Below are 18,962 nucleotides of genomic sequence, written 5' to 3' on the forward strand. Positions count from 1 at the left end.
ACGTGGACGAGCCGCTGGCTTTCCCTCTGCCGTGGTCCACTGTTGCCGAAACCTCGTTCGTGGATGCGCCGGATGTTTATAAGTCTGCGGCAAGTGCCGCGGGTCTTGAACTGGTGACAGAAACGGATCGCACCGAATTCGCGATACAGTTCTTCGAGGACGTCTTTGCAAAGATTGCTGAATCCGGCCCGGCACCGCTGGGCATTCATCTGATGATGGGCGAGACGGCACCCGAAAAGTTCCAGAACTACGTCAAAAACCTCAAGGCCGGGCGCATACGCCCGACCGAAATGATATTCAAAAAATCCGGCTGAGCCGGGAAGGGAGAAGCCATGGCCGATCTGACGACTAACTTTCTGGGCATTTCCAGCCCCAACCCTTACTGGTTGGCCTCTGCGCCGCCGACGGACAAGGAATACAATGTTCGTCGCGCGTTTGAGGCCGGTTGGGGCGGTGTTGTGTGGAAGACGCTGGGGTCCGAGGGGCCGCCGGTTGTAAATGTGAACGGACCGCGGTATGGCGCGATTTACGGTGCCGACCGTCGTTTGCTGGGACTAAACAATATCGAACTGATCACCGACCGCCCGCTTGAGGTGAACCTTGAGGAAATGGCGCGGGTCAAGTCCGACTATCCGGATCGCGCCCTGATCGCTTCGATTATGGTGCCCTGCGAGGAAGAAGCCTGGAAAGCCATTCTGCCCCGCGTGGCTGAAACCGGCGCGGACGGAATCGAACTGAACTTCGGTTGCCCGCACGGGATGAGCGAGCGCGGTATGGGGTCCGCCGTAGGGCAGGTTCCGGAATATATCGAAATGGTCACGCGGTGGTGCAAGCAATACTATGACCGACCGGTCATCGTGAAACTGACACCGAACATCACCGATATCCGCAAACCTGCGGCGGCGGCCAGAAACGGTGGCGCGGATGCGGTGTCGCTGATCAATACGATCAATTCGATTACCAGCGTCAATCTGGACACGTTCAGCCCTGAACCTTCGATCGATGGCAAGGGCAGCCACGGAGGGTATTGCGGCCCTGCCGTGAAACCGATCGCCCTGTCGATGGTGTCCGAAATCGCGCGGGCCGAGGCGACGCACGGCATGCCGATCTCGGGCATCGGGGGTGTCACCACATGGCGTGATGCGGCCGAGTTTATCTCGCTGGGATGTGGCACGGTGCAGGTCTGTACCGCTGCTATGACCTATGGGTTCAAGATCATTGATGAATTGACGGCAGGTCTGTCGGAATGGATGGATGAAAAGGGGTATACCAGCATTGATGAGGTGATCGGGCGCGCGGTGCCCAATGTCACCGATTGGCAATACCTGAACCTGAACTACATCGCCAAAGCCAAGATCGATCAGGACCAATGCATCAAATGCGGCCGCTGCTATGCCGCCTGTGAAGATACCAGCCATCAGGCGATTTCAATATCGGATGACCGTGTGTTCGAGGTGATGGATGACGAATGTGTCGCCTGTAACCTCTGCGTTGATGTATGCCCGGTGGAAGGCTGTATTTCGATGGTGCCGATGGCGGCAGGTGAAATCGATCCGCGCACCGGGAAAGAGGTTCAGCCGACCTACGCGAACTGGACCACGCACCCGAACAATCCGATGGCCAAAGCAGCGGAATGATCGAGACAGGGAATATCCCTGAGGGGCCGCTGACGCGGCCCCTGCATTCATGGCGTCAGGAGCTTTCGGTACAACGTCTCTACAAAGGGTTCCGCACCCTCAAACGGGTCTTCGTGGCCCAGAATAGCCCGCACCTGAACGTCGAAATCGGCATAATGCTGCGTCAGCGCCCAGATCGAAAACATCAAATGATAAGGGTGCAACCGTGCGATTTTGCCCTGATCCATCCAATTGGTGAGTATGGTGACCTTTTCGTCAACCAGTTGTTTGAGATCATTGGACAAAGCGTCGTGAATACGGGGCGCGCCTTGCACAAGCTCATTGGCAAAAAGGCGGCTTTCCCGTGGTAGCTCCTGACTCATTTGCAGTTTCCGGCGAATATAGGACAGCATTTCCTCCATCGGATCACCGGTCTTATCCAGATCGTGCAGGGGCGCCAGCCAGGTTTCCAGCAAGCCCGAAAGCAATTCGGTGTGGATCGCCTCTTTCGACGCGAAATAGTAGAGGAGATTGGGTTTGCTCAACCCCGCCTCGGCGGCAATCTGATCGACGGTTGCCCCACGAAACCCGTATGCGGAAAACACATTCAGGGCAGCCTCGAGAATCGCGGCTCGGTTCTTCTTCTGGATTCGAGTCGGTGCGCGGTCTTTCGGCATGATTTCAGTATGTCTCTTTTTTCGTCGGATAGGCGCGGATTACACTGAAATGTCAGGCTTTGCCGCGCAATTTCTTGACTGATACCGAACCCGTGATAGCGTGAGTTTGACCAGTTGGTCAAATCAAGACACCAATAGCGAGCAAAATCGCAAGCAAACAGGGAATAAGACAATGGCAGCTCCGGCGCAGAATCTCAGGATCAATGGCGACAGGTTGTGGGACAGCCTGATGGAGATGGCCAAGATCGGTCCCGGTGTTGCGGGGGGGAACAACCGGCAAACTCTGACTGACGAGGATGCCGAAGGCCGCGCCTTGTTCCAGAAATGGTGTGAAGAGGCTGGATGCACCATGGGCCTTGACCAGATGGGCAACATGTTTGCGCATCGTGAGGGCACCGACCCGGACGCTTTGCCGGTCTACGTGGGATCGCATCTGGATACGCAGCCGACTGGCGGAAAATATGACGGCGTTCTGGGCGTTCTGGGCGGGCTGGAGATTATCCGCACGCTCAATGACCTCGGGATCAAGACAAAACATCCCATAGTGGCAACCAACTGGACCAACGAGGAAGGGACGCGATATGCGCCTGCCATGCTGTCGTCTGGCGTCTTTGCGGGAATGCACACGCAGGACTGGGCGTATGACCGTGAAGATGCCGAGGGTAAGAAATTCGGGGATGAACTGAACCGGATCGGTTGGCGCGGCGAAGAAGAAGTTGGCGCGCGCAAGATGCGCGCTTTCTTTGAGTTGCATATCGAACAGGGCCCGATCCTTGAAGCCGAAGGCAAGGATATCGGCGTCGTCACCCACGGTCAGGGTCTGAGCTGGACGCAGATAAAGGTGACCGGCAAGGATGCCCATACCGGTTCGACCCCGATGCCGATGCGCAAGAACGCCGGGCTTGCGATGGCGCGCATTCTTGAGAAAGTGGACGACATTGCCTGGTCTCATGCGCCGCATGCAGTCGGAGCAGCGGGTCATATTGACGTTTTTCCGAATTCTCGCAACGTAATCCCGGGCAAGGTAGTGTTCACGGTCGATTTCCGCTCGCCCGAGCTGGAGGTGATCACCGATATGGAAAACCGCCTGCGGGTGGCGGCGGAGGACATTGTCGAAGAAATGGGCCTGCAGATCGAATTCGAGAAAGTCGGGGGTTTTGATCCGGTGAAGTTCGACGACGATTGCGTGTCAGCCGTGCGCAATGCGGCTGAAAGACTGGGCTATTCGCATACCAATATCATCTCGGGCGCGGGGCATGATGCCTGCTGGATCAACCGTGTGGCCCCGACCGCCATGGTCATGTGCCCCTGTGTCGACGGGCTGAGCCATAATGAGGCTGAAGAGATCAGCAAGGATTGGGCGGCAGCCGGGGCAGATGTCCTGCTGCATGCCGTGGTCGAGACCGCCGAAATCGTGGAATAGGGGGCGCTGTCCCCGTCGCCCAAGGGCGACTCCCCCGGGATATTTTTGGCCAGATGAAGCAAGCGGCGCAGACCGCATCAGGGAGTTCAAAATGAGTACTGTTATTAAAAACGGAACCGTTGTCACCGCGGATTTGTCATACAAGGCGGATGTATTGGTCGAAGGCGGCGTCATCACCGGGATCGGGATGGGTCTGAAAGGGGATAACGAGCTGGACGCGACCGGCTGTTATGTGATGCCCGGTGGGATTGATCCGCATACCCATCTGGAAATGCCGTTCATGGGCACCTATTCCAGCGATGATTTTGAAAGCGGTACACGGGCGGCCCTGGCAGGGGGCACGACGATGGTTGTTGACTTCGCGCTGCCCAATCCGGGCGAAAGCCTGCTGGATGCCCTGAAGCGCTGGGACAACAAATCGACACGGGCGAATTGCGATTATTCGTTCCACATGGCGGTGACATGGTGGGGGGAACAGGTATTTGATGACCTCAAGACCGTGATTGAGACGCGCGGCATCAACACCTTCAAACATTTCATGGCCTATAAAGGCGCGCTGATGGTGAATGATGATGAGCTTTATGCCTCGTTCAGGCGTTTGGCCGAACTGGGCGGCATCGCAATGGTGCATGCCGAGAACGGAGACGTCGTTGCCGAACTGAGCGCCAAGCTGCTGGCCGAGGGGAACTCTGGCCCCGAAGCGCATGCCTATTCCCGACCGCCGCAAGTAGAGGGTGAGGCCACCAACCGGGCCATCATGATCGCTGATATGGCGGGGGTGCCGCTATATGTTGTTCATACATCCTGCGAAGAATCTCATGAAGCCATTCGTCGGGCCCGAATGCAGGGCAAGAGAGTGTGGGGCGAACCGTTGATTCAGCATCTGACCCTCGATGAAAGCGAATATTTCAATCAGGATTGGGACCACGCCGCGCGGCGGGTCATGAGCCCCCCGTTCCGCAATAAGCAGCATCAGGACAGCTTGTGGAATGGCCTGCAATCAGGATCGCTGAGTGTTGTGGCAACCGACCATTGCGCCTTTACGACCGAACAGAAACGCTTTGGAGTTGGGGATTTCACCAAGATCCCGAACGGGACCGGCGGTCTGGAAGATCGGATGCCGATGCTGTGGACGCATGGCGTGAATACCGGACGCCTGACGCCCAATGAATTTGTTGCGGTGACTTCAACAAACATCGCCAAGATACTGAATTGCTATCCGAAAAAAGGCGCGATCCTTGTTGGAGCGGATGCGGATATCGTCGTGTGGGATCCTGAAAAAACGAAAACGATCAGAGCCAGTACGCAGCAATCTTCGATCGACTACAACGTGTTTGAGGGCAAAGAGGTCAAAGGCCTGCCGCGCTTTACGCTGACCCGTGGACAGATTGCGGTACATGATGGTGAAATCCGCACGCAGGAAGGCCATGGCGAGTTCGTTGCGCGCGAGGCAAATACGACTGTCAACAAGGCTTTGAGCGCGTGGAAGGAACTAACCGCCCCTCGGCCGGTTGAGCGGACAGGTATCCCGGCGACGGGGGTTTGATCCGTTGGGCCGCTGTCTGGGTGGCCCCGGCACCACTCTTTTCAAGGCAGTAGAATGACCACTGAAAGCACGACCCAGCACGTCATCGAAGCAAGGCAGCTTGACCTCACCTTTCAAACCAATGACGGGCCTGTTCACGCGTTGAAAGACGTGAACCTGACGATCGACAAGGGTGAATTTGTTAGTTTCATTGGCCCCTCGGGCTGTGGGAAAACCACTTTCCTGCGCTGCATCGCGGCCTTGGAGACACCGACCGGCGGGTCGCTGACTGTCAACGGAATGACCGCGGACGAAGCGCGGCGGAACAGGGCCTATGGGTATGTCTTTCAGGCGGCGGGCCTTTATCCTTGGCGCACCATAGCAAAGAACATCAAGTTGCCGCTTGAGATCATGGGCTATTCCGCGTCCGAGCAGGAAGAAAGGGTGAGAAAAGTCCTGGAACTGGTTGATCTTGAAGGATTTGGCGGAAAGTTTCCATGGCAGTTATCCGGCGGGATGCAGCAGCGCGCCAGCATCGCGCGGGCCTTGTCCTTTGATGCTGATATCTTGTTGATGGATGAGCCGTTCGGCGCTTTGGATGAGATTGTGCGCGACCACCTGAACGAGCAGCTTTTGGCGCTTTGGGCAAGAACCGAAAAGACCATCGGATTCGTGACGCATTCGATTCCCGAAGCGGTATATCTGAGCACTAAAATTGTCGTAATGAGCCCGCGGCCGGGGCGGATTACGGATGTGATCGACAGCCCGCTGCCAAAGGAACGGCCGTTGGACATTCGTGATACTCCGGAATTCATCGAAGTGGCCCATCGTGTTCGTGACGGGTTGCGGGCGGGGCATTCTTATGACGACTGATCCGGCGGCAGAAACCATCAGACGGGCCGTGGTAGGTGACGTGCCGGCTTGTGCCCGCGTGATTTACAACTGGGCCTCGCAGACGGAATGGATGCCTGATGAATTGCCGGTGGAGGAATTGGCGACCCTGATCCACGAAGCGTTCGACAGTCGCGAGATCTGGGTCGCGGGTGATCCGGTTGATTGCTACATGTCCATAGATCCGGCGCAGTGTAAAATCGGTGCGTTGTATTGCAGCCGGACGGGGCAGGGAATTGGCAAGCGTTTCGTTGCCAAGGCGAAGCAGGGTCGGACCCATCTTTGGCTAACAACACACAAACCCAATCAGGCGGCGCAGAGGTTTTACCGTCGTGAAGGGTTCGAGGTAACTGCCGAAGAACCACCCGTACCGCCGGATACAGTGCCCGTCTATCGAATGGAGTGGCACGCATGAAGCAGATCATTGCCGTTTTCACCGTCGTTGCCGTGATCGTTTTGTTCTGGTATGTCGCTTGCGTTCCGATGAACATCAAAGGGGTTTTGACCGAGCTTGAACGTGGCGGTGCCGAGGTTCAGCCACCCACCGCAAGTGCGCGCCGGGATCTGGGAGAGTTCGGTCTGGTTCTGGATAATTCGTTCGCAATTCCAGCTGCTTGGGAGCAGGGCAAGCCCCGTTTGCCATCCCCTCATCAGGTGGCGATTGAACTGTGGGATACAACCGTCCTGAAGAAAATCAACTCGAAAAGATCGCTGGTCTTTCATGGATGGGTGACACTCAGCGCCACGATGCTGGGCTTTGTCATCGGAACCGGGCTGGGTGTCTTGTTGGCCGTTGGGATCGTGCATAGCCGCGTGATGGATTTGTCAGTCATGCCATGGGCTATCGTGAGCCAGACGATCCCGATTATCGCTTTGGCACCGATGATTATCGTGGTCCTTTACTCGGTCGGGGTTCAGGGGATCATTCCCAAGGCGATCATCTCAGCGTATCTGAGCTTTTTCCCGGTTGTCGTCGGCATGGTCAAAGGGTTGCGCAGCCCTGACGCGATGCAACTTGACCTGTTGCGGACCTATAATGCCAGCCAATCGCAGGGGTTTTGGAAACTGCGCCTTCCTGCGTCGATGCCATACCTGTTCACATCGTTGAAGATCGGTATTGCGGCGTCGCTGGTCGGCGCAATTGTTGGCGAGCTGCCGACAGGCGCTGTCGCAGGATTGGGTGCTCGGTTGCTGGCGGGCAGTTACTATGGACAAACCGTGCAGATATGGTCAGCGCTGTTCGCTGCGGCCATTCTGGCCGCCTGCCTGGTCGGTTTGCTGGGATTGATTGAACGGTCGGTTCTGAAGCGGATGGGGATGGCGCAATGATGTTGGTTGTCTTTGCTTTGCTGCTGTGGGCTTTCGGCTGGTGGTTGAACAGCCGATTGGCCAGTGGCCCGCAAGCCGACAGCCAGATGGTACGCTTCTTGGCACCGGTGGTTTTTGGTCTGACCATTGTCGGAGTCTGGGAGCTGGTGGTCCGCGGGCTTGAAGTTCCGTTGGTCATTCTGCCAGCACCGTCTGCCATGGCGGTGCGATTTGCAGGTAGCCTTGATATTCTTTGGGCCGACTTTGTTCAGACAATCCTGAAAGGAGCGCTCAGCGGATATGTCATCGGCTGTGGATCGGCCTTCCTTATGGCGATTGCCGTTGATCGGTGGGATTTCCTGCGTTTGGGGCTACTGCCAGTCGGGAATTTCGTCGCGGCTTTGCCCATCGTGGGGACGGCACCCATTCTGGTCATGTGGTTCGGGTTTGATTGGCATTCCAAAGCGGCGGTGGTCGTTGTGATGGTGTTCTTTCCGATGCTGGTCAACACCGTGGCCGGACTGCGCGAGGCCACCGCGATGCAGCGTGACTTGATGGAAACCTATGCAGCAAGCTATTGGCAGAGCTTTCTGAAGCTGCGGCTGCCTGCGGCGATGCCTTTCATTTTCAACGGGTTGAAGATTTCAACAACTTTGGCTTTGATTGGCGCTATCGTGGCTGAATTCTTCGGATCGCCGATCGTGGGGATGGGCTTTCGGATTTCTACCAGCGTCGGCCAGCTGTCGCTTGATATGGTTTGGGCTGAGATCGTCGTAGCCGCACTTGCCGGGACCGCCTTTTACGGGCTTGTCGCTGGTATCGAGAAGGTCGTGACGTTCTGGCACCCGTCGCAGCGTCGATGAATACGAAGGAATAATTCAACAGACCTCGACAACGGGGCAATCAAAAGCAACTAGGAGATAGGAAAATGAACAAGCTACTTAGCGGGGCGGTTGCCGCCTTCAGTTTGGCAGCCAGCACGGTGCTTGCGGCAGATGAAGTGACGTTGCAGCTGAAATGGGTTGGGCAGGCGCAGTTTGCTGGCTACTTTGTGGCAGAAGCAAAGGGTTTCTACGACGAAGAGGGGCTTGATGTCACAATCAAACCGGGCGGCCCCGATATTGCACCGGAGCAAGTGATCGCTGGTGGCGGTGCAGACGTTATCACCACGTGGATGGCCGCCGGCTTGGCTGCACGCGAGCGCGGTGTTCCGCTAGTAAATATTGCTCAGCCATTCAAAACAGGCGGTCTTCAAGTTAACTGCCTGAAATCCACAGGAGTTGAATCTCCTGAGGATTTCCCAGGTCGCACCATGGGGGTCTGGTTCTTTGGCAATGAATACCCATTCTACGCCTGGATGGCGTCTCTAGGCGTCGAGACCGATGGTGCTGATGAGAACGGCGTTACTGTTCTGAAGCAGGCGTTTTCCGCAGATCCTTTGATCCAAGGGCAAGCGGATTGCATCTCGACCATGACTTATAACGAATACCGCCAGATCCTTCAGGCTGGTATCACCCCGGAAGAGTTGGTGACTTTCAACTATTTGCAGATGGGGTTCGGTATGCTGGAGGACGGGCTTTATGTTATGGAGGAAAACCTGAACGACCCAGCGTTTGTCGACAAAATGGAGCGTTTTGTTCGGGCGTCGATGAAAGGCTGGAAATACGCGGCTGAAAATCAGGAAGAGGCCGCTGAAATCGTTCTGGAGTTTGACGAGACCGGCGCGCAGGAGCTGGACCATCAGGTTTACATGATGGGCGAGGTAGCGAAGCTGATCGAAGGATCCGACGGTGCGCTAGATCCAGCGGACTACGAGCAGACAGTGAAAACGCTGTTGTCGGCCGTATCTGCGGAAAATCCGGCGATCACCAAGGAACCCGAAGGGGCCTGGACGCACCAGATCACGGACGCTGCTCTGAACTGACGCTAACCGTTAATTTGAAGGTCAAAAGCGCGGTCCCAATCGGGGCCGCGTTTCGTATTCGTGGTGTCGGAATTGTGTCTGTACTTGGCACCGATATGAAGTAGTATTTCCATGTAATCTAATGTGTTTTGTACGAAGCGCAGGTGTTTGAGAAGAAAATGCAGGAATTTTCATCAGAATTCAGCGCTGCGATTGCCTTGATCCTCGGGGGAGATTCTGAGCTGTGGGCAATTGTGCTGTTGTCTCTGAAAGTGTCCGTGTTTGCGGTTCTGGTTTCTGCTCTGATCGGAATGCCCGTGGGGGCTGCATTGGCCGTCGCCCGGTTCCCCGGCCGCCGGATGCTGATCGTCCTGATGAATGCACTGATGGGGTTTCCGCCGGTTGTCGTAGGCCTGCTGGTCTATCTGATGCTGTCCCGTTCGGGTCCTTTGGGAGTGCTTGAGCTTTTGTACACTCCGACCGCCATGATCATTGCGCAGGTCGTTTTGGTCACCCCCATTGTCGCGGCTCTGACGCGACAGGTTGTTGAAATGTTGGCTGAGGAATATTCCGAACAGCTGCGGTCCTTGGGTGTGTCACGGCTGGCCTCGGTTCCGGTTTTGTTGTGGGATGCGCGACTGGCGCTTGTCACGGCCCTGCTTGCCGGTTTCGGACGCGCCATCGCCGAGGTGGGCGCGGTTATCATCGTTGGCGGAAACATCAATCATGTGACCCGCGTGATGACGACAACCATTGCGCTTGAAACGTCGAAGGGAAATCTGTCGCTGGCACTGGCGCTGGGGGCGATCCTGATCGGGATTGCAGTTGCCGTAAACGCGATGGTCAGCGCGGTCAGTTTGCGGGCCGAACAGGAGGGGTTGCGCCATGCGTGACGTGATCTGTGACATGTCGAACTGTCTGACGGTTGAAAACGTGCAAATTCGCAGCAACGGCAAGGTTTTGCTGGATGTTCCTTCATTGGTTCTGGATGGTCCGGGGCCGACGTTGCTTCTTGGCCCTAACGGTGCGGGCAAAAGCCTGTTGCTGCGGTGCTTGCACGGCCTGATTTCGCCGGATCGCGGGCGGGTGGTGCAGGATGGAAACCCTCTGGGCGCTGCGCAGAAAGCGCGCCAAGCCATGGTATTTCAGAGACCGGTTCTGTTGCGACGCTCTGTTGCTGCAAACCTGGGCTTTGTCCTCAAGCGTCAGGGCATGGGGCGAGCGGCGAGAAAGGCACGTATCATCGAGTTGCTGGCCGAAGGCGGGCTGGAGGGGAAGGCCTGCCAATCTGCCCGGTCGCTTTCGGGGGGCGAGGCCCAGAGGCTGGCCATTTTGCGTGCCTTGGCGCTGGAGCCCGAAACACTGTTTCTGGACGAACCGACCAGCGCCCTTGATCCCGGCGCAACACAGATGATCGAACGTATGGTTCTGCGCGCCTCGGCGCGGGGTGTACGGATCGTGATGGTGACACATGATATTGGGCAGGCCCGTCGTTTGGCCTCGGATGTGGTCATGATGCAGGGCGGTCATGTGGTTGAACACGGCCCCGCAAAACAGGTTTTGGATACCCCCGAAAGTGAAGCATCGCGTCGCTATCTCGCGGGTGGATTGGTTACCTAAAAGATAAAACGGAGAAAATGATGTTCCGCGCAATACTTCGGGCGGCAGTGATGGCCCTTGGTCTGTCGGCAAATGCGGCCTTGGCAGAGACACCGTTCATTGTCGTGCAGTCTACGACATCCACCCAGAACTCGGGGCTGTTGGACTATATACTGCCGTGGTTCGAGGCCGAGTCGGGCATTGACGTGCGGGTTGTGGCCGTAGGAACCGGTCAGGCAATCCGCAATGCGGTCAATGGTGACGGGGACGTCCTGCTGGTTCACGCCAAATCCGCCGAAGAGAAATTCGTCGCTGATGGATATGGCGTGGAGCGGAAGGACCTGATGTATAACGATTTTGTATTGGTGGGCCCCAAGGCAGATCCCGCCGGAATTCGCGGTGGTGCCGACATTCTGAGCGCTCTTACAGCGATTGCAAAGGCTGAAGCCCCGTTTGCGTCGCGCGGCGATGATAGCGGAACGCACAAGGCTGAACTGCGGCATTGGTCGGCTGCGGGGGCGGATCCGACCGGCGCGTCCGGCAGTTGGTATCGGGAAACCGGTTCAGGTATGGGTGCGACTCTGAACGTGGCCAGCGGCATGGATGCGTATACTCTGACAGATCGGGCGACCTGGCTGTCCTTTGGTAACAGAGGCAATCTTGAGATCCTGGTTGAAGGTGATCCGCGTCTGTTCAATCAATACGGTGTGATCCTCGTAAATCCCGAAAAGCATCCGCATGTGCGCGCTGCCTCTGGTCAGCGGTTCATCGACTGGTTGACCGGGCCGGACGGGCAGGAGGCGATCGCTTCTTTCCGGCTGGACGGTCAGCAGGTGTTTTTCCCCAATGCGCAATAAGCTGGCCTGCGGCCAGCCCCTGCGGGGCGAGTATTTATAAAAAGATGAAGGCGCGGGTAGAGGTTCACCCGCTGGCCCCATTGTGGTGGATCGTGCCAAGACCAGACAGGTCATAGCCGCCAAACTCGCGTGCCCGCTGGGCGAACTGACCCGAGCGCAACAGAATTAGCAGTTTCTGTATTGGCGGATCGAAAAAGGCCCGACGCCAGATGGCAAGATCCAGCCTCTCGGAATGAGTGGGGACAAAACCCAAGTTGTAGAGACCGGCTAGGGCGCCAAGCCCAAAACCGGCCTCGGCCTTCCGGTCATGCAGCGCGATCGCAAGCTCTTCTTCTGTGCGTGCGCAGCCTGGTCGAATATCCAGATCATCCCGGCGCAGGCCGTGAGCGCCCAGTTGGGCGTCAAACAGGCGCTGGCTTGCCGCACTGTCCTGACGCAGTATGACGGTGCGGGACTTGAGGTCGTCAAAAGAATTGATGTCGGATATGCCCGGAGCAAGAAGCAACCCACGCTCACGTCGGGCGATTTCAAATAGGATTACCGGGGCTTCGCCCAAAGTGTCTTGCAGGGATTCTCTGTTGAATCCGCCATTTTCGTGGATGTGCAACACAGCGGCCTGCGCGCTGCGTTCGCTGAGCCTGATCAGCCCGTCAAAAGAACCGTCGTAATAGGTGGCCAGCCCCGACCCACTTTCACGCAGCGCCCAGTCCAGCAAAGGATCGTGGCTGCCCGCTATGATCGGGGGTAGGGGCGGTTCGGCAACCTGTGGGCCAGATCGCGACGCGTTGAGCCAGGCAATGATCTCGGCCCGCGGAAACAACAGTTTGCCCATGGCGCGCACGCACGGTACCTCACCTGACGAGGCAAGGTCATAAGCCTTCCGCTCGCCAATGCGCAGCAGATCGGCCAGTTCACGGGTGGTCAGATATTGCGGCATTCAGTCTAGGCGCACGGCGGCGCCGGATGTGGTGTCAGCGGTGCTGAACCCGATCTGTTCCAGCACAAATGGGGCTGCGCCTGCAATAACGACCATCGCGGCGACAGCGGCGAGAAAGGCTTTCATGGGCTCCTCCGGTTCAGTTCCGGTCAGTTGTTGCGCGACGCAGAAAAGCGATAAGGTCCTGGCGATCCTGTGATTTGGCAATCCGCTGCATCGGCATTTTCGACCCTGGAATGTAGTGGTCTGGCCCTTCGTCGAAAAGGGCATTTATTGTCTCGTCATTCCAAATGATATCAGAGCCTTGCAATGTATCCGAGTACAAATATCCTTGAACCGTGCCGGCCTGACGTCCAAATACACCGTGCAGGGTGGGGCCTGCACGTCGTTCGTTATCGGAAGACAGGCTGTGACAGATCGAGCATTTGCGCGCAAACTGGCGTTCTCCGTTGTCCATCTCGTCAGGATCCTTCAGGAAACTTGGTTCTGCCGAGGCCATCTGGTGTTGGTCGGACAACGCTTCCACAGGCCAGCTGTACATCGCCTCGTCAAGCCCGCCCGCATGGATGTTCTTACCGTCTGTGGAAAATGCCAAAGCCCAGACCGGACCGCGCAAAGTGGCGCGAAAATCCTGTGCAATGCGCCAATCGACGGCGTCGATGACCATAATATACCCTTCGCCATCGCCTACGGCCAAAAGTCTCCGATCAGGGCTGAGTGCAAGGGCAAGGATCGGGCGGCGGTCCAGAGTGAAATCCCGCTCTTCCCCGGTGGCAAGGTCAAGGATACGCGTGACGCCGTCAACCGCGCCATAGGCGATCCAGTTGTCCTGCGCATTCAGGGCCAGTTCATTGATGCCGAACCCGTGCTCGACCAGACGCCTTGTTTCCTGCCCGCTGGATACATCCCATAGCCGCAAAGCGCCGTCGACTCCCGCCGAATAAAGTTGCGTGCCGTCAGGTGAAAATGCGACCGCATTCACGCCACTGCCGGTCGGTTCAAGCCGCGTGGGTTCTGTGCCATCGACAGGCCACAGGCCGATTGTTCCATCCCAGCTGGCGGTTGCAATTACGGTTTCTGAAGCCGCAAGGCTGACAATCTTGCCCTTGTGTCGGCCAATGACTTCACCGCTGGGCCACTTGCGTAGGGTGAAGTCGTCTCCGGCAGAATAGAAAGCGGAGCCGTTGAACGCGACTGTGTTCACGGCGGCTTCGTGCCCTTCGTACCATTCTGGTGTTTGCCCGGTCCAAAGGCCCACAGAGTTGTCGAAACTGGCCGTTGCGATGCGACCGTCAGGTGCGGTGGCGATGCCCATGATGGGGCCGCCATGCCCTTTCAGCGTGAAGAATTCTGCCACGGCGGGCAGGGGAACCAGCACCAGCGCCAGAACCAGCCCACGCATCTATTCAGCGGGTGAGGCGGCTGCTGTGTCAGCCTCTTTTTTCTTCACCTCTTCCAGCCAGAGCGAGTGATGCTCGCGCGCCCATTGTTCCTCGACCTCTCCGGTTCCCATGGCGTCAAACGCACCCTCCATCCCGACCGAGCCGAGATAGATATGCGCAACGATGATCGCGATGAACACGTAGGCAATCATGACATGCCAGACTTGGGCGAATTGCATCTCTTCCTGCGGTGACATCTGCACCGGCAAGGTCAGACCCAGCGCCTGTGGAATGCCCGTCGCGTTTGCGACCGAGAAGGTTTTGGCGAACAAGGGCATCTCGAACGGGAACAGCAGTGACAAGCCGGACAGGCTGATCGACACGCCTAACAGAATACAGGCCCAGAAAATGATCTTTTGCCCCGCATTGAATTTCCGGGCGGGCGGGTGGTCGCCCTTGGTGAACAGCCCCCCGCCAGCGGCCAGCCATTTCAGGTCGGTCCGGTTGGGAATGTTATGAGCAATCCAATTCACCGTGACGATGACCAGACCCAGCATAAAGGCCCAGGCCAGATTGTTATGCAGCCACTTACAGCCCAATGCGATGGTAGCGAAACCCTCCTTGCCGAAGATCGGAATCAGGAAGTCGCGGCCATAGAGCGTGAGCAAACCAGTAATGCCGAGGATCAGGAACGATCCTGCAAACAGCCAATGGCCAAATCGTTCAATTCCGTTGAAACGGGTGACTGTGCGGCCTGTTTTCTCTCCATCGATGCGGATTTTCCCACGGATCAGGAAGAACAGCAGAATGATGCCCAGCATCCCGGCGATGATATAGGTGCCATATTCGCGCAGCGGTCCGCTGCGGAAGTTCAGCCACCACATGCCGCCATCCTGTATTAGCACGCTTGCCGCCGGGCCGTTTGACGATACGGTCACATCGGCCGAGCCATAACGCAACGCACGGTACACATCACTATCCGACGCGACACCACGGGTGCCAAGCTGACCCATCAGGCCTTCTACATTGCTCTGACCGGTATTGCCGGAGCGATAGCGGTTATTCACCTTCTCGCCACGTTGCCGGGCGAGGATGTCTTCGAGGGTCGTCGCTCCGCCGGTTCCCGCCCTTTCAGGCGTTGCGTTGCTGTCATCGGTCGTTTGGGCGGCTGCCGAAAGGGTCAGCCCAAGGGTCAACAGAAAAGCGATGAAAAAGCGGAGCATCTGAACCTCGGTCAAATTCCAAGATCGGACAACCCGCGCCGAGCGGGTTGTACATTGCTTTGTGCAGACAGCAGCTTAGCCGTCTTTCTGGTCGTAGGCAGTACCCCAGCCCCAGGCACCCGAGCCGAAACCGCGCGCCACGACGCGTTCACGGTAAACAGCCGACACCACGTCGCCGTCACCGGCAAGCAGGGCCTTGGTGGAGCACATTTCGGCGCAGATGGGCAGTTTGCCCTCGGCGATCCGGTTGCGACCATATTTGGCGAACTCTGCGGTCGAGTGGTTTTCTTCGGGACCGCCGGCGCAGAAGGTGCATTTGTCCATCTTGCCGCGTGAACCGAAATTGCCCGCCTGCGGGTATTGCGGCGCGCCAAACGGGCACGCGTAAAAGCAATAACCGCAACCGATGCACAGGTCCTTGGAGTGCAGGACAACACCTTCTTCGTTCTGATAGAAGCAGTCGACCGGACACACCGCCATGCAGGGCGCATCCGAACAATGCATACAGGCCACCGAGATCGAGCGTTCGCCCGGATTGCCGTCATTGATCGTCACCACCCTGCGGCGGTTGATACCCCAGGGTACCTCATGCTCGTTCTTGCACGCGGTTACGCAGGCGTTGCATTCGATGCAGCGTTCAGCGTCGCAGAGAAACTTTGCTCTAGCCATTAATCGTCCTCCTTACGCTGCCGAGATCTTGCAGAGAGTACACTTGGTCTCCTGCATCTGGGTCACTGAATCATAGCCATAAGTCTGGGCGGTGTTGGAACTTTCGCCCAGAACATAGGGGTCAGCGCCTGCGGGGTATTTGTGCCGCAGATCCTCGCCCTGGAAATGGCCGCCAAAGTGGAAAGGCATGAAGGCGACACCGGCACCGACCCGATTGGTCAGCATCGCCATCACCTTGACCTTACCGCCTTCCGGACCTTCGACCCAGACCTGTTGACCGTCCCGAATGCCAAGGTTGTTGGCATCGCGCGGATTGATCTCGACGAACATATCCTGCTGAAGTTCAGCAAGCCATGGGTTAGACCGGCTTTCCTCGCCGCCGCCTTCATATTCGACCAGACGACCTGACGTCAGGATTATCGGGTAATCCTTTGAAAAGTCGTTCTTCTGGATCGAAGCATAAAGGGTGGGCAGGCGATATGCGTGCCGGTCCTCGTAGGTTGGATAGTCCGCCACCAGATCGCGCCGGTTCGTGTAGAGCGGCTCGCGATGCAGTGGGATCGGATCCGGGAAGGTCCAGACAACCGCGCGGGCTTTGGCGTTCCCGAAGGGCGCACAGCCATGCTCGATCGCAACCCGCTGGATGCCGCCCGACAGGTCGGTCTTCCAGTTGGTCTCTGGTCCCGCAACGGCGTCGATGGCTGCGCGTTCCTCAGCCGTCAGATCACCGTCCCAGCCAAGGTCCATCAGCATCTGCATCGTGAATTCGGGATAACCATCCTGAATTTCCGACCCAACGCTATAGACCCCTTCGGCCAGCAGGTTGTCACCATCGCGTTCCACCCCGAAACGAGCGCGGAAGGTCAGGCCACCTTCGGCCACCGGCTTGGACATATCATAGAGGTTCGGTGTCCCCGTATGACCCATCTCAGCCGTTCCCCAGCATGGCCACGGCAAGCCGTAATACTCGCCGTCGTTTGGTCCACCAATGGCTTGCAGCGTGGTTCTGTCGAACGTGTGCTGATTGGCCATATGGCTTTTCAAGCGTTCCGGTGACTGCCCGGTATATCCGATGGTCCAGAGGCCCGAGTTAAACTCACGCGTGATGCTTTCAACATTCGGGGTCTCGGGGTCTTCCATCTCGATATTGCGGAACAGGCGATCCGCCCAACCGAACTTGTTGGCGAACTTGGCCATGATGACCTCGTCCGGCAGGCTTTCGAACAGCGGATCAACCACCTTGTCACGCCACTGTAGCGAGCGGTTTGACGCGGTGACCGAGCCACGGGTTTCGAACTGCGTACAGGCGGGCAAAAGGTAGACGCCATCGGTGCGGTCATGCAGAACAGCGGAAACGGTGGGATACGGGTCGATCACGACCAGCATGTCCAGCTTCTCCATTGCCGTTTTCATTTCCGGACCCCGCGTTTGCGAGTTCGGCGCGTGCCCCCACAGAACCATGGCACGGACATTGTTGTCCTGATCCATGTTCGCAGGGTCTTCCAGAACACCGTCGATCCAGCGGGATACCGGGATACCGCTTTCATTCATCAGCGGTTTGTCCTTGCCGTCTTTGCCCTTGATCGTGGCGAACTGGCCCTTCAGCCAATCCAGGTCTTCACCCCAGACGCGGCTCCAGTGGCCCCATGCACCCGCGGACAGCCCGTAATAGCCGGGCAGAGTGTGGGACAACACACCAAGGTCTGTCGCGCCCTGCACGTTGTCGTGGCCGCGGAAGATATTGGTGCCACCACCCGAGGTACCCATGTTGCCCAGCGCAAGCTGAAGCACGCAATAGGCGCGGGTGTTGTTGTTGCCGTTGGTGTGCTGTGTGCCGCCCATGCACCAGATGACCGTGCCGGGGCGGTTGTTCGCCATGGTTCGGGCAACACGTTTCAGTTGCGAGCCGGGCACGCCAGTGACGCGTTCTGTTTCTTCGGGCGTCCATTTCGCCACCTCATCCTGAATCTGGTCCATGCCCCAGACACGGGTGCGGATGAATTCTTTATCCTCCCAACCGTTGTCGAAGATGTGCCACAGGATGCCCCAGATCAGCGCAACGTCTGTGCCTGGGCGGAAACGGACATATTCATCCGCATGGGCCGCCGTGCGCGTAAATCGCGGGTCGCAGACGATCAGTGGGGCGTTGTTCTGCTCTTTCGCGCGCAGAACGTGCAGTAGAGAGACAGGGTGCGCCTCAGCCGGGTTGCCGCCAATGATGAAGATGGCGCGCGAGTTGTGGATGTCGTTATACGAATTGGTCATGGCACCGTAGCCCCATGTATTCGCAACACCCGCAACGGTGGTCGAGTGGCAGATACGGGCCTGATGGTCCACGTTGTTCGTGCCCCAGTAGGCAGCGAATTTGCGGAACAGATAAGCCTGTTCGTTATTGTGTTTTGCAGAGCCCAGCCAGTACACGCTGTCGGGCCCGGATTCCTCGCGGATGCTCATCATGCCGTCGCCGATCTCGTTGATCGCTTCTTCCCAGCTGATGCGCTTCCACTCGCCGCCTTCCTTTTTCATCGGATATTTCAGGCGACGCTCACCATGGGCGTGCTCGCGAACCGACGCTCCCTTGGCACAATGTGCACCCAGGTTGAACGGGCTGTCCCAGCCGGGTTCCTGCCCGACCCAGACACCGTTCTGCACTTCGGCGACAACAGTACAGCCGACCGAACAGTGGGTGCATACGGATTTGATGTTTTCGACGGCCTGATTGGCCGCAGTCTGGGCACTGGCTGGCGTCACGGTTCCACCCGTGGCGCTGATCGCGGCAAGGCCGCCGATCGTCAGGCCCGAGCCACGCAGGAATGCGCGGCGATCGACGGTTTTCTCGCCGACCTGGGACAGGATACTTGTCCGCTGGGGGCGTCTCGCAACCCCGTTGGTCTTTTTCCTAAGCATGTCTTTCCTCCCTTGCGCACCGTGTAAGCCACGGCTGGCTTGGTA

General features: G+C 57.7%; 19 protein-coding genes. 12 read left to right on the forward strand and 7 right to left on the reverse strand.

Features of this window, described 5'->3' with window-relative positions:
- Window positions 1-314, forward strand: a 314-nt coding sequence (locus AC2FND_RS04235) for a hypothetical protein (protein ID WP_496768117.1), incomplete at its 5' end; no start/stop codon positions are given.
- A gap of 18 nt (window positions 315-332) precedes the next feature.
- Entirely contained in the window at window positions 333-1,637 is a 1,305-nt protein-coding gene (preA, locus tag AC2FND_RS04240; protein WP_480505528.1) for an NAD-dependent dihydropyrimidine dehydrogenase subunit PreA, read from the forward strand.
- A 47-nt stretch (window positions 1,638-1,684) separates the two neighbouring features.
- Here preA and AC2FND_RS04245 read toward each other — a convergent pair whose 3' ends face one another.
- Window positions 1,685-2,293, reverse strand: coding sequence for a TetR family transcriptional regulator C-terminal domain-containing protein (locus AC2FND_RS04245; protein ID WP_496768119.1), 609 nt, complete (start codon window positions 2,291-2,293; stop codon window positions 1,685-1,687).
- Between the two features lie 172 nt (window positions 2,294-2,465).
- Here AC2FND_RS04245 and AC2FND_RS04250 point away from each other — a divergent pair, with 172 nt between their 5' ends.
- From AC2FND_RS04250 to AC2FND_RS04295, 10 genes are all read left to right on the forward strand, one after another.
- Window positions 2,466-3,716, forward strand: coding sequence for a Zn-dependent hydrolase (locus AC2FND_RS04250; protein ID WP_496768120.1), 1,251 nt, complete (start codon window positions 2,466-2,468; stop codon window positions 3,714-3,716).
- Between the two features lie 91 nt (window positions 3,717-3,807).
- On the forward strand, window positions 3,808-5,262 hold the full coding sequence (hydA, locus tag AC2FND_RS04255) for a dihydropyrimidinase (RefSeq protein ID WP_496768121.1): 1,455 nt from the start codon (window positions 3,808-3,810) through the stop codon (window positions 5,260-5,262).
- 54 nt (window positions 5,263-5,316) lie between these two features.
- Entirely contained in the window at window positions 5,317-6,114 is a 798-nt protein-coding gene (locus AC2FND_RS04260) for an ABC transporter ATP-binding protein (protein WP_496768123.1), read from the forward strand.
- The gene (locus tag AC2FND_RS04265) at window positions 6,104-6,547 is read left to right on the forward strand and encodes a GNAT family N-acetyltransferase (protein WP_480481338.1); all 444 of its coding nucleotides are present in this window, start codon (window positions 6,104-6,106) and stop codon (window positions 6,545-6,547) included. The genes AC2FND_RS04260 and AC2FND_RS04265 overlap by 11 nt, the downstream gene beginning before the upstream one ends.
- Window positions 6,544-7,461, forward strand: coding sequence for an ABC transporter permease (locus tag AC2FND_RS04270; protein WP_209595945.1), 918 nt, complete (start codon window positions 6,544-6,546; stop codon window positions 7,459-7,461). The genes AC2FND_RS04265 and AC2FND_RS04270 overlap by 4 nt, the downstream gene beginning before the upstream one ends.
- A complete protein-coding gene (locus tag AC2FND_RS04275) occupies window positions 7,458-8,303 on the forward strand; it encodes an ABC transporter permease (RefSeq protein WP_496768126.1) in 846 nt (281 codons plus the stop codon). The genes AC2FND_RS04270 and AC2FND_RS04275 overlap by 4 nt, the downstream gene beginning before the upstream one ends.
- Before the next feature lie 65 nt (window positions 8,304-8,368).
- Window positions 8,369-9,364: an ABC transporter substrate-binding protein gene (locus AC2FND_RS04280; protein ID WP_496768128.1), complete on the forward strand. Its 996-nt coding sequence runs from the start codon at window positions 8,369-8,371 to the stop codon at window positions 9,362-9,364.
- A gap of 158 nt (window positions 9,365-9,522) precedes the next feature.
- Window positions 9,523-10,236: an ABC transporter permease gene (locus AC2FND_RS04285; RefSeq protein ID WP_496768130.1), complete on the forward strand. Its 714-nt coding sequence runs from the start codon at window positions 9,523-9,525 to the stop codon at window positions 10,234-10,236.
- Window positions 10,229-10,963, forward strand: coding sequence for an ATP-binding cassette domain-containing protein (locus AC2FND_RS04290; protein ID WP_496768131.1), 735 nt, complete (start codon window positions 10,229-10,231; stop codon window positions 10,961-10,963). Before AC2FND_RS04285 ends, AC2FND_RS04290 begins: the two co-directional genes overlap by 8 nt.
- A gap of 20 nt (window positions 10,964-10,983) precedes the next feature.
- A complete protein-coding gene (locus AC2FND_RS04295) occupies window positions 10,984-11,799 on the forward strand; it encodes an ABC transporter substrate-binding protein (protein ID WP_480898448.1) in 816 nt (271 codons plus the stop codon).
- A 64-nt stretch (window positions 11,800-11,863) separates the two neighbouring features.
- Here the strand turns inward: AC2FND_RS04295 and AC2FND_RS04300 are convergent, their stop codons facing one another.
- From AC2FND_RS04300 to AC2FND_RS04325, 6 genes are all read right to left on the reverse strand, one after another.
- A complete protein-coding gene (locus AC2FND_RS04300; RefSeq protein WP_496768132.1) occupies window positions 11,864-12,736 on the reverse strand; it encodes a substrate-binding domain-containing protein in 873 nt (290 codons plus the stop codon).
- Window positions 12,737-12,862 carry a hypothetical protein gene (locus tag AC2FND_RS04305; RefSeq protein ID WP_280922366.1) on the reverse strand — a complete coding sequence of 42 codons (126 nt, stop codon included), beginning with the start codon at window positions 12,860-12,862 and terminating at the stop codon, window positions 12,737-12,739. It lies immediately after the preceding gene.
- A gap of 13 nt (window positions 12,863-12,875) precedes the next feature.
- Window positions 12,876-14,138 (reverse strand): c-type cytochrome, encoded by a 1,263-nt coding sequence (locus AC2FND_RS04310; RefSeq protein WP_496768135.1) that lies wholly within the window; start codon window positions 14,136-14,138, stop codon window positions 12,876-12,878.
- A complete protein-coding gene (locus AC2FND_RS04315; protein WP_496768136.1) occupies window positions 14,139-15,341 on the reverse strand; it encodes a formate dehydrogenase subunit gamma in 1,203 nt (400 codons plus the stop codon).
- Window positions 15,342-15,416: 75 nt separating this feature from the next.
- Window positions 15,417-16,010 carry a formate dehydrogenase FDH3 subunit beta gene (fdh3B, locus tag AC2FND_RS04320; protein ID WP_209504177.1) on the reverse strand — a complete coding sequence of 198 codons (594 nt, stop codon included), beginning with the start codon at window positions 16,008-16,010 and terminating at the stop codon, window positions 15,417-15,419.
- A gap of 12 nt (window positions 16,011-16,022) precedes the next feature.
- On the reverse strand, window positions 16,023-18,917 hold the full coding sequence (locus tag AC2FND_RS04325) for a formate dehydrogenase subunit alpha (protein ID WP_496768137.1): 2,895 nt from the start codon (window positions 18,915-18,917) through the stop codon (window positions 16,023-16,025).
- Between the last annotated feature and the right edge of the window lie 45 nt (window positions 18,918-18,962).

This window comes from Ruegeria sp. BHSB056 (assembly GCF_059613305.1).

Bases quoted from the DNA above. Each gene is read 5' to 3' on its own strand.
- preA (WP_480505528.1), top strand. From the start codon at position 333: ATGGCCGATCTGACGACTAACTTTCTGGGCATTTCCAGCCCCAACCCT.
- AC2FND_RS04245 (WP_496768119.1), bottom strand. From the start codon at position 2,293: ATGCCGAAAGACCGCGCACCGACTCGAATCCAGAAGAAGAACCGAGCC.
- AC2FND_RS04250 (WP_496768120.1), top strand. From the start codon at position 2,466: ATGGCAGCTCCGGCGCAGAATCTCAGGATCAATGGCGACAGGTTGTGG.
- hydA (WP_496768121.1), top strand. From the start codon at position 3,808: ATGAGTACTGTTATTAAAAACGGAACCGTTGTCACCGCGGATTTGTCA.
- AC2FND_RS04260 (WP_496768123.1), top strand. From the start codon at position 5,317: ATGACCACTGAAAGCACGACCCAGCACGTCATCGAAGCAAGGCAGCTT.
- AC2FND_RS04265 (WP_480481338.1), top strand. From the start codon at position 6,104: ATGACGACTGATCCGGCGGCAGAAACCATCAGACGGGCCGTGGTAGGT.
- AC2FND_RS04270 (WP_209595945.1), top strand. From the start codon at position 6,544: ATGAAGCAGATCATTGCCGTTTTCACCGTCGTTGCCGTGATCGTTTTG.
- AC2FND_RS04275 (WP_496768126.1), top strand. From the start codon at position 7,458: ATGATGTTGGTTGTCTTTGCTTTGCTGCTGTGGGCTTTCGGCTGGTGG.
- AC2FND_RS04280 (WP_496768128.1), top strand. From the start codon at position 8,369: ATGAACAAGCTACTTAGCGGGGCGGTTGCCGCCTTCAGTTTGGCAGCC.
- AC2FND_RS04285 (WP_496768130.1), top strand. From the start codon at position 9,523: ATGCAGGAATTTTCATCAGAATTCAGCGCTGCGATTGCCTTGATCCTC.
- AC2FND_RS04290 (WP_496768131.1), top strand. From the start codon at position 10,229: ATGCGTGACGTGATCTGTGACATGTCGAACTGTCTGACGGTTGAAAAC.
- AC2FND_RS04295 (WP_480898448.1), top strand. From the start codon at position 10,984: ATGTTCCGCGCAATACTTCGGGCGGCAGTGATGGCCCTTGGTCTGTCG.
- AC2FND_RS04300 (WP_496768132.1), bottom strand. From the start codon at position 12,736: ATGCCGCAATATCTGACCACCCGTGAACTGGCCGATCTGCTGCGCATT.
- AC2FND_RS04305 (WP_280922366.1), bottom strand. From the start codon at position 12,862: ATGAAAGCCTTTCTCGCCGCTGTCGCCGCGATGGTCGTTATTGCAGGC.
- AC2FND_RS04310 (WP_496768135.1), bottom strand. From the start codon at position 14,138: ATGCGTGGGCTGGTTCTGGCGCTGGTGCTGGTTCCCCTGCCCGCCGTG.
- AC2FND_RS04315 (WP_496768136.1), bottom strand. From the start codon at position 15,341: ATGCTCCGCTTTTTCATCGCTTTTCTGTTGACCCTTGGGCTGACCCTT.
- fdh3B (WP_209504177.1), bottom strand. From the start codon at position 16,010: ATGGCTAGAGCAAAGTTTCTCTGCGACGCTGAACGCTGCATCGAATGC.
- AC2FND_RS04325 (WP_496768137.1), bottom strand. From the start codon at position 18,917: ATGCTTAGGAAAAAGACCAACGGGGTTGCGAGACGCCCCCAGCGGACA.